The 9,116-nt window shown below is 71.1% G+C and carries 9 protein-coding genes, 1 tRNA gene and 1 pseudogene; 7 read left to right on the forward strand and 4 right to left on the reverse strand.

The features are described 5' to 3' along the window. From OOT08_RS11405 to OOT08_RS11415, 3 genes and pseudogenes are all read left to right on the forward strand, one after another. Positions 1-666 (forward strand): annotated as a pseudogene (locus OOT08_RS11405) (DNA polymerase III subunit delta'); the annotation flags it as partial. After that, positions 663-2,312, forward strand: coding sequence for an alpha/beta hydrolase (locus OOT08_RS11410; protein WP_325092750.1), 1,650 nt, complete (start codon positions 663-665; stop codon positions 2,310-2,312). The pseudogene OOT08_RS11405 and the gene OOT08_RS11410, both read left to right, overlap by 4 nt. A 121-nt stretch (positions 2,313-2,433) precedes the next feature. Next, positions 2,434-2,506 (forward strand) — tRNA-Thr (locus OOT08_RS11415). Between the two features lie 61 nt (positions 2,507-2,567). On the opposite strand, the gene OOT08_RS11420 is transcribed toward OOT08_RS11415, so the two are convergent. From OOT08_RS11420 to OOT08_RS11435, 4 genes are all read right to left on the reverse strand, one after another. Further along, positions 2,568-2,699 carry a hypothetical protein gene (locus OOT08_RS11420; RefSeq protein ID WP_325092751.1) on the reverse strand — a complete coding sequence of 44 codons (132 nt, stop codon included), beginning with the start codon at positions 2,697-2,699 and terminating at the stop codon, positions 2,568-2,570. A gap of 143 nt (positions 2,700-2,842) precedes the next feature. Then, a complete protein-coding gene (locus OOT08_RS11425; RefSeq protein WP_325092752.1) occupies positions 2,843-3,514 on the reverse strand; it encodes a pentapeptide repeat-containing protein in 672 nt (223 codons plus the stop codon). A 152-nt stretch (positions 3,515-3,666) separates the two neighbouring features. Continuing rightward, positions 3,667-3,960 carry a hypothetical protein gene (locus tag OOT08_RS11430; RefSeq protein WP_325092753.1) on the reverse strand — a complete coding sequence of 98 codons (294 nt, stop codon included), beginning with the start codon at positions 3,958-3,960 and terminating at the stop codon, positions 3,667-3,669. A gap of 9 nt (positions 3,961-3,969) precedes the next feature. Then, entirely contained in the window at positions 3,970-4,674 is a 705-nt protein-coding gene (locus tag OOT08_RS11435; protein WP_325092754.1) for an SOS response-associated peptidase, read from the reverse strand. 33 nt (positions 4,675-4,707) lie between these two features. Here OOT08_RS11435 and OOT08_RS11440 point away from each other — a divergent pair, with 33 nt between their 5' ends. The 4 genes from OOT08_RS11440 to OOT08_RS11455 form a co-directional block, all read left to right on the forward strand. Further along, positions 4,708-5,805, forward strand: coding sequence for an acyltransferase family protein (locus tag OOT08_RS11440; RefSeq protein WP_325092755.1), 1,098 nt, complete (start codon positions 4,708-4,710; stop codon positions 5,803-5,805). Positions 5,806-6,277: 472 nt separating this feature from the next. Then, positions 6,278-7,411 (forward strand): ABC transporter substrate-binding protein, encoded by a 1,134-nt coding sequence (locus OOT08_RS11445; RefSeq protein WP_325092756.1) that lies wholly within the window; start codon positions 6,278-6,280, stop codon positions 7,409-7,411. Positions 7,412-7,519: 108 nt separating this feature from the next. Beyond that, complete coding sequence (locus OOT08_RS11450; protein ID WP_325092757.1) at positions 7,520-8,356, forward strand: ABC transporter permease; 837 nt, start codon at positions 7,520-7,522, stop codon at positions 8,354-8,356. Between the two features lie 50 nt (positions 8,357-8,406). Then, a partial coding sequence (locus tag OOT08_RS11455) for an ABC transporter permease (protein ID WP_325092758.1) occupies positions 8,407-9,116 on the forward strand: 710 nt, incomplete at its 3' end.

Genomic DNA, 9,116 nt, shown 5'->3' on the forward strand with positions numbered 1-9,116 from the left:
CTGGTCACCCCGGCGACCGCCGACGTCGCCGCGCTCCTCGTTCGCCGCGACGGCCGCGACCCCGAAGCCGCCGAGCGGGCCGCCCGGCTCGCGCAGAGCCACATCGGGATGGCGCGCCGCCTCGCCGCCGATCCGGTGGCCCTGGAGCGCCGCCAGCGCACGGTCGAGCTGGTCCTCGGCGTGGCCGGGCTGGGCGGCGCGATGCGCGTCGCCGCCGAGCTGAGCGAGCTCGCCGGCGAGGACGCGAAGGCGATCACCGTTGAGCGCGACGCCCGTGAGCGGGAGGAGGCCCTGCGCAACCTCGGGGTGGCCCCCGGCCAGGCGGTGCCCCCCGGTCTCCGCTCGCAGGTCAAGACCCTGGAGGAAAACCAGAAGCGCCGCGCGACCCGGAGCCTGCGCGACGGCATCGACCGGATCCTCACCGACCTGCTCTCGCTGTTCCGCGACATCCTGCTCACCCAGCTGGGCGCGGGCGACGCGCTCGTGAATCGGGAATTTTCCGACCGGATCCGCGCCCGGGCCGACGCCGGGACCCCCGAGGGAACGCTGGCCACGATCGACGCCCTGACCGAGGCCCGGGACCGGATCGCCCGAAACGTCACCCCCGGCCTCGCCCTCGAAGCTTTCCTCGCCACCGCCGCGCTCAACTCATCGGAGGACCGTTGACCCACTACACCCCCGGCACCCCGGACGGGCAGCAGCCCGGCACCCCTCCCCAGCTGAGCGAGGTCGGCACCGCCGTCCGCCCGCCTCGGCCCCGTCGCACCGGGCTGAAGATCGCGGTGGGCCTGATCGCGCTCTTGACGATCGGCGGGCTCGTGTTCGCCGCCTGCTCCCCGCTGCTCGGCCTCGCGCCGAACCGTCCCTCGGCGTCCCCCGACGAGATCGCCCCCGGCCCCAAGCCCGCGGCAACCCTGGACGGCTATTACGGTCAGGAGTTGTCCTGGCAGCCCTGCTGGAACGGCAAGGAGTGCGCGGTCGCGCACGCCCCCCTCGACTGGTCCGAGCCCGGCGGGGACTCGATCACGCTCGCCCTCGTCCGGCTCCCGGCCGCGGGCGGGGCGCCGCTCGGCAGCCTGCTCGTGAACCCGGGCGGCCCGGGCGCCTCCGGCGTCGAGACGGTCGCGCAGAGCGCCGAGGCGATCACCTCGGAGCAGGTCAGGAACAGCTACGACATCGTCGGCTGGGACCCGCGGGGCGTGGGCAATTCCAGCGCCGTCTCCTGCCTGACCGACGCCGAAATGGACGAGTACCTCTTTGGGGTCAGCGAGGCACAGCCGGGCAGCCCCGAGTGGTTGGCGGAGGCCGAGGCCTCCTCGGCGGAGTTCGGCGAGGCCTGCCAGGAAAACACCGGCCCCCTGCTCGGCACCGTGGACACCATCAGCACCGCCCACGACCTCGACATGCTCCGCGCCGTGCTGGGCGATCAGAAGCTGAACTACCTCGGCTTCTCCTACGGGACCTCGATCGGCGCGCAGTACGCCGAGGCCTTCCCCGAGAACGTGGGTCGCCTCGTCCTGGACGGGGCGATCGACCCGACCTCGACCGAGTCCGAGACCGTCAAGTTCCAGACCGAGGGCTTCGAGAACGCGACCCGCGCCTATCTCGCCTCCTGCCTCAAGGACGCGAACTGCCCCTTCGAGGGGACCGTCGATGCGGGCATGGCCGAAATCGGCGAGCTCATGGCCCAGGCCAACGAGGAACCGCTGATCGGTTCGGACGGGCGGGCGGTCAGCTCCGGCACCCTGTTCACGGCCATCATCTACCCGCTGTACAGCCAGCAGAGCTGGCCCTACCTGAACGACCTCTTCGCCGAGGTGCGCGAGGGCAAGGCCGACACCGCCCTGGCGCTCGCCGACGGGTACTACGGCCGCAACGCTGACGGGACCTATCGCGACAACTCCTTCGAGGCGTTTATGGCGATCAACTGCCTGGACTACCCGAGGGACGCCGACCCCGAGCGCATGCGGGCCCAGGCGGAGGAGCTCGCGGAGCTCGCGCCGACCTTCGGCTCCTTCCAGGGCTACGGCGGTCTCGCCTGCGCGAACTGGCCCTACCCGACGGTGACCCCGAACACCCCGGTGTCCGCCGAGGGCGCCGACCCGATCCTGGTGGTGGGCACCACCGGGGACCCGGCCACCCCGTATCGCTGGGCCGTCTCGTTGGCCGAGCAGCTGGACAGCGGGGTGCTGCTCAGCTTCGAGGGCGAGGGGCACACCGCCTACCGGAGCGCCGGGAACGCCTGCGTCGACGGCGCGGTGGACGCCTATCTCCTCGACGGGACGCTGCCCGCGGACGAGGCCCGCTGCTAGCGAAGCCCAGCGGGCACCCCCGGGCGACGCGCCCGGGAGCCCGGCCCGGCCCCCGAGTGTCGCTCGGGGGCCGGGAACCCTGCTAGGATTATTTCTTGTGTTCGGAATTCGTTCCGCACGCGCCGCCTTAGCTCAGTCGGTAGAGCGTCTCACTCGTAATGAGAAGGTCGCGAGTTCGATTCTCGCAGGCGGCTCGAAACAGCTCCCATCCTCGCCGACGGGAGCTGTTTTGCTGTGTCCGTCGGGAGCGGCGGCCTACTTCGCCGCGCGGAGCATGCCCCAGATGACGACGACGAATGTGATCAGCATGGCAGCTCCGATGCCCCCGACCCAGAAGGCGGACGCCGGAATACCCGTCTCGGCTGCCGCGACTACCTGCTGCACCATCACGCACCTCGTTTCTCAGGTGGGCGTCAGCCCCGGGAATCGACGCCGATGGCCCACGTGTGGTGCCACGCTAACAGGCGATTCCCGCCCGGGCAAGGGACCCGAGCGAAGCTCCGGGGGCGCGGCTGCGCGGCCCTCCGTGCTCAGCCGAGGACCGTGATCCCGATCTCGCGGGCGAAGAGCTCCGCGAGCATGGCCGCCTGCTCGCCGGACACCGTGGCCCCCGCGAGCCCGCGCAGCCCGTCGATCTGGCGCACCTCGAGCCCACGAAGATCCGCGTGGCTGAGCGTTGCTCCGGTCACGTCGAGGCGGTCCACCCGGCAGCCGCTGAGGTCCAGCCGGGTCGCGGCGCAGTCGCTCAGATCAAGCTCTTCGATCTGGCAGTTTTCGAGCCGGACGTCGCGCAGCTTCGAGCCGCGCAGGTTCAGGAAACCGAGCTTGCTGTCGGCGAGGAGCACGCCCTCCCATGCGGAGTCGTAGAGCTCGGCGGAGCCGAGGCGCGACCCGTGCAGCTCCACATCGCGCCAGTGCGCGCGGGCGCCGCGGAAGGCCGGTGCGCTGATCCGGTCGAGGCGGCTCTCCCGCAGGGTGTGTCCTCGCAGCTGGGCGCCGCCGAGCTCGACGTCCGTGAGGAGACACTCGTCGAGCGTGAGCCCGCTGAGATCACGCTCCGCGAGGTCGAGGCCGCTGATCCGACGGCCGGTGAGCGAGGCGCCAGAGATGAGCTCCGCGTCGCCCGCGTCCTCGAGCGGGAAGCGTCCCGGGTCGACGGGATCCAGGCGGGGCGGGTGGGGCTGAGCGGGGGAGCGTGACACGGGCGACCTTTCGACGTGCTTACCCTACGCGAGGCCGCTGACACCCCGTCACAGGCCCCGCACGGACGGGCCTGATCCCACCCCGGTTTCCCGGCTGAAGCGCCGGAAACGCAACACACCCCCGGCGGCCGGCCGGGGGTGTGCGAAACGGTCTAGACGAAGATGCAGACGAGCCAGAGCAGGGCCCCGACGATGCCGAGAACGATGCCGGCCCAGCGGTTCCAGCTCTTGGCCGCGCCGCGGAACAGGAAGCTGGCCAGGAACGCGCCGGCCCCGGCGAAGACCAGGCCGGTGGCAACCGTGCTGAGGAGGAGGCTGTCAACGCCGCCCGCTTGCATCGCCTCCAGCACGGGCAGGCCCGCGAGGCCAAAGACCGCGGCGAGCAGAACGACGGGGACCAGGAAACCGATGAGCTTCACGAGCCCCGGCTGAGTGTCTTCACGCATAGGGCCAGTCTAGGCCACTCCCGGGCCACCGTCCGGCTGCCGGGGCGCAATCAGTTCCGGGCCGTCCCCGCGCAGCGGCCGCACGGGAAAGAAGCGCACCCGGGCGGCCTCGGTCGGGGCCGAGCGCGCCAGCCGGTCCAGCAGCCCCCGATCCCCCGGGACGGCGGGGGAGAGCCAGTCGTCCCGGTCCTCGGCGGACAGGAACACCGGCATCCGGTGGTGCACCTCGGCGAGCGCTCCGGTGGCGGCGGTGGTCAGCATCGTGGCGGTCAGATGCCACTGCTCCGGCTGTGCGGGGTCTTGCCACCACCCGGTGAGGCCCGCGAGGGCCATCGGTTCCCCGGGCAGCCGGAAGTAGGACGGGCCCCGTTCGGCGCCCTCCCCGTGCCACTCGTAGTAGCCGTCGACGAGGATCGCGCAGCGTCGCTCGCGCAGCGGGGGGGCGAAGGTCGGTTTCTCCGTGACCGACTCGATGCGCGCGTTAAACGTGGGGAACGGTGTGGTGAGGGTCGGCGAGGACGGCGGCGTCAAGCCCCAGCGGGCCCCCTCAAGGCGGCGTCGTCCCGGCTCCCGCGGACTCTCCAACACGAGGGGAATCTGCCGGGTCGGGGGGATGTTCCAGGAGGGCTCGGGGACGCTCTCGCTGACGTGCCCCACCCGAAACAGGTGCAGCACGTCATCGGTCACTCCGGTAAAGACCACCCGTCCACACATTGAATTATCATACGTCGCACATATTCTGGTGTCGTGAGCCCAGCAGTACTTGACGGAAAATCTCCTGCCCAGGCGCCCGGAAACCGAACCTCCGGGGGCAAGCCGAGGATCGCGCTCTGGGATAACGCGCACTTCTTCCTCATCGTTCTGGTCGTGATCGGGCACACCCTCTCCACGGTGCGCACGGACTCCGGCCTCGCGTTCTCGATCTACAGCTACATCTACCTCTTCCACATGCCGGCGATGCTTCTCATCTCGGGGTACTTCGCGAAGACTCAGGTCACCCCGAAGGCGACCCGCGGGGTGCTCAAGCTCGTCGCGACCTGGATGTTCTTCGAGGGGATCTGGGCCCTGGTGCGCTTCCTGACGAACGGGAAGACGCTCTCGGACGAGTTCCTCGTCGCCCCGGCCTGGACCCTCTGGTTCCTCGTGACCCTCGCCACCATGAAGATCCTGCTGCCCTACATCGCCCGGCTGCGCGCCCCGCTCACGGTCTCCGTGGTCCTCGCGCTCGCCGCGGGGCTCAGCCCCGCGATCGGGGTTGATTTTTCGGCGTCACGAACGCTCTGCTTCCTGCCCTTCTTCGTGGCCGGGTGGCTCGTGAAGGAACGGGGCTGGCTGAGCGGGGAGTGGTTCCGCCGCCCCAGCGTGGGGCTGCGCAGCGCCGCCGCCGCGGTCCTGCTCGCGGTTGCCGCGGCCTTCGTCGTGTTCCCGGACCTGCGGGGGGAAGCCCGGATCGATCGCTGGCTCACGTGGCGAGACGACTATGACACCCTGCTGGATCTCGGCGAGGTCGCCACCCCCGTCGCCGGCATCCTGATCCGATTCGCGTTGCTGGCCACGGCCACCCTGATGACCGCGGCCCTGCTCGTGCTCGTGCCCCGGGGGCACTCGCGGATCACGGTGTGGGGCACGCGAACCCTCTACGTGTACCTCCTGCACGGATTCCTCGTCTTTGCCCTGCGCAATAGCGGCGCGATCGACGCGATCGACAGCCTCGGGGTGCCGGGGACGCTGATCCTCGTGGCGATCGCCACGGCAATCGCCGTGCTGCTGTCCTCCGCGCCCGTTGCGCGCCTGACCCGCCCCCTCATCGAGCCGAAGTTCAAGGCGATCTTCTCCCGGACCTAACCCGGGTCACTGCGTCACCGGCCTCCCGCCACCGCGGCCCAAGAGAGCAGCTCCCCGAGCGGGTGCCATCGCGTCTCCGCGACCGGCGCACCGTTCTCCTGACGCGCCAGCCGCGCACCCGGGGGTGGCGAGCGCCGTGATCGGCACGGGGAGGAGCAGGAGCGCGGCGATGGCCACGATCACTCGGGTCGCGCGCCGCCCGGGCACCCGCCGCGGAACGAGGGAGGTCATGCGGCCAGGGTAGTCCAGCCGGGGCAACATGACGAGCCGGAAAACGGTGGGCAACGGCGGGCCTACCGCTGGCTGCCCCGGCGGGCCCGCCCCGGCGGGCACCCGCGCGAGCGGGAGCGTCATCTCCGGTGCACGTGCGCGTCTTGCGCCGTTCCCCGGCCGTTCACCGCGCCCCCATAGCGTGTGAGGCGTTCGTTGCCCCGCCGCTTTCCGGTTCGGGCCCCACCGAGAGGATTCCCCCGTGACTCGACGCACCCTCATCAGCAGCGGCGTAGCGGCAACCGCGCTCGTCTTTGCCCTCACCGGCTGCAGCTCGCCCACCGGAGCCGCCGAGGGCGGCTCGGGTGCCACCGCTGACCCCGCGACCGCCACCAGCGCGGCCGACCTCGGTGGCATGGACGCCCTCATCGCCGCGGCGCAGGAGGAGGGCCAGCTCAACATCATCGCCCGCCCCGACAGCTGGGCGAACTACGGCAAGATCATCGAGGGCTTCGAGGAGAAATACGACATCACGGTGAACTCCGCGTCGCCCGACGTGTCCAGCGCCGAGGAAATCCAGGCCGCCGAGAACCTCAAGGGCCAGGACACCGCCCCGGACGTCTTCGACCTCGGCACGGCCGTGGCACTCGAATCCACCGACAGCTTCGCCCCGTACCAGGTCGAGACCTGGGCGGACATCCCAGCGGAAAACAAGGAGCCCAGCGGCCTGTGGGTCAATAACTACACCGGCATCATGTCCATCGGCGTTGACACCGACAAGCTGACCGCCCCCGCGGCCCTCACCGACCTCCTGAAGGACGAGTACCGCGGCTCCGTCGCCATCAACGGCGACCCCACCCAGGCGGGCGCCGCGTTCGCCGCCGTCGGCCTGATCTCGGAACAGCACGGCGGCTCGGTCGCGGACTTCGGCCCCGGCGTCGACTTCGTGGCAGCGCTCAACGCCGCCGGGAACTTCCTCACGGTGGACCCCACCCCCGCGACGATCGCCTCAGGGGAGACCCCGGTCGTGTTCGACTGGTCCTTCAACAACATCGCAGAGCAGGCGAACAAACCCTCCTGGAAGACCGTCGTCCTGGACGGCCCGAGCTACGTCTCCTTCTACAACGAGGCCATCAACAAGGACGCCCCGAACCCGGCCGCCGCACGCCTCTGGCAGGAGTGGATCCTCTCCGACGAGGTCCAGAACCTGTACCTCGAGGCGAACGCCATGCCCGTCCGGCTGGCCGCCATGCAGGACGCCGGCACCGCGGACGAGACGCTCGTGGACGCCGCCGGTCTCGGCTCCGACCCCGCCACCTGGGTGACCGCAGACGCCAAGGAAACCGCCGCGGCCAACACGCTCCTCGCCGAGCGCTGGCCCGCCGCCATCCGGTAGCCGCCCCGGGGGTGGCGGGCCCTGCCCGTCGCCCCCGCCCCCACGCACCCCAGCCGCCCCCATGCACCCCAGCCGCCCGCGCGCGGCCCCGCCCCCGGAAGGAGCTCGATGAAAGCCCTCGGCCTGACCCCCTTTGCGCTCTACGTGCTCGCCTTCCTCGCGGTGCCCACCGTGCTCGCCGTGGCCTCCGGCTTCGTCGGCCCGGACGGAGGCTTCACCCTCGAACACCTCGCCGTGCTCGGCGACCCGGTCGTCCTCGAGTCCTTCTGGGCCTCGCTCTGGCTCAGCGCCCTCACCGCGCTCCTCGGCGCCGTGATCGGGGCGCTCGCCTGCGTCGCGCTGAGCGCCCTGCCCGAGGGCGGGCCCGTGCGCCGCATCGTCGACGCGGCCGCGAGCGTGCTCGCCCAGTTCGGCGGGGTCATGCTCGCCTTCGCCTTCATCGCGACGATCGGCGTCCAGGGCCTGCTCACCGTGATCCTCCGCGACCGGCTCGGCACAGACCCCTACGCGGACGGAGTCTGGCTGTACCAGCTCCCCGGGCTCATCCTGCCCTATCTGTACTTCCAGATTCCGCTCATGATCATTGTGTTTCTCCCGGCGCTCGCCGCCGTGAAGCCGCAGTGGGCGGAGGCGACCGCGACCCTCGGCGGGTCTCCGCGGCACTACTGGGGCCGCGTGGCCCTGCCCGTGCTCGCCCCGGCCTTCCTCGGCAGCCTGCTGCTCCTGTTCGCGAACGCCTTCTCGTCCTTCGCCACCGCCGCGGCGCTGATCAGCCAGGGCGCACAGATCGTGCCGCTGCAGATCCGGGCCGCGCTGATCGGCGAAACGGGGGCGGGGCAGGCGGGGGCTTCTGGGGTCCTTGCCCTCGGCATGATCGCCGTGATGGCGCTCGTCATGGCCGGGTACTCGGCGCTCATGCGCCGCGCGGCCCGGTGGCAGCGATGAGCGGGCCGGCTCGGCTCGGCGACCGGCCGTCGCCCGCGGTCGCTCGCGGCATGCTCGGCGCCCTCGGAGTGCTCTTCCTGATTCCGATCATCGCCATGATCGAGTTCACCTTCCGCGATACAGCCGGGGGATACTCGGGCGCGCACTGGGCGGCGATCGTGGACCCGGAAAACGCCCGCGCCTATCGAAACCTCTTCCAGGGCATCGGCAACTCGCTGCTCCTCGCGGGGCTGACCGTGCTCATCGTGTGGGTGTTGTTCCTGCCGACGATCGTGCTCGTACACCTCGGCTTCCCCCGCCTCCGGCGCGCCTTCGAACTGCTGACCGTGCTGCCCATCGCGATCCCCGCGATCGCCCTCGTGGTCGGCTTCGCGCCCGTGTTCCGTGGGGTCGCGCAGCTGCTCGGCGGCGGCGTGTGGGCCCTGAGCCTGGCCTACGGCGTGCTCGTGCTGCCCTTCGCCTACCGCTCGATCGCCGCTGCGCTGTCCGGGATGGACGCACACACGCTCGCCGAGGCCGCCCGCACGCTCGGGGCCGGCTGGGGCACGGTGCTGCTGCGCGTGCTCGTGCCGGGGCTCCGCCGCGGTCTCGCCGGGGCAACCCTGATCACCGTCGCGGTCGTCCTCGGGGAGTTCACCGTTTCCTCGCTGCTGAACCGCATCACGCTTCAGACCGCCCTGTTGCAGGTCTCCAAATCCGATCCGTACGTCGCCGTGATCATGTCGCTGTTGTCGCTCGTGATCGTCTTCGCCCTGCTGGT

Source organism: Leucobacter sp. M11, assembly GCF_035726885.1.
GTDB lineage: Bacteria > Actinomycetota > Actinomycetes > Actinomycetales > Microbacteriaceae > JAPFRB01.

What these genes read in the sequence shown, in the direction of transcription:
- OOT08_RS11450 (WP_325092757.1), top strand. Translation starts at nt 7,520, where the DNA reads ATGAAAGCCCTCGGCCTGACCCCCTTTGCGCTCTACGTGCTCGCCTTC.
- OOT08_RS11420 (WP_325092751.1), bottom strand. Translation starts at nt 2,699, where the DNA reads ATGGTGCAGCAGGTAGTCGCGGCAGCCGAGACGGGTATTCCGGCGTCC.
- OOT08_RS11435 (WP_325092754.1), bottom strand. Translation starts at nt 4,674, where the DNA reads ATGTGTGGACGGGTGGTCTTTACCGGAGTGACCGATGACGTGCTGCAC.
- OOT08_RS11430 (WP_325092753.1), bottom strand. Translation starts at nt 3,960, where the DNA reads ATGCGTGAAGACACTCAGCCGGGGCTCGTGAAGCTCATCGGTTTCCTG.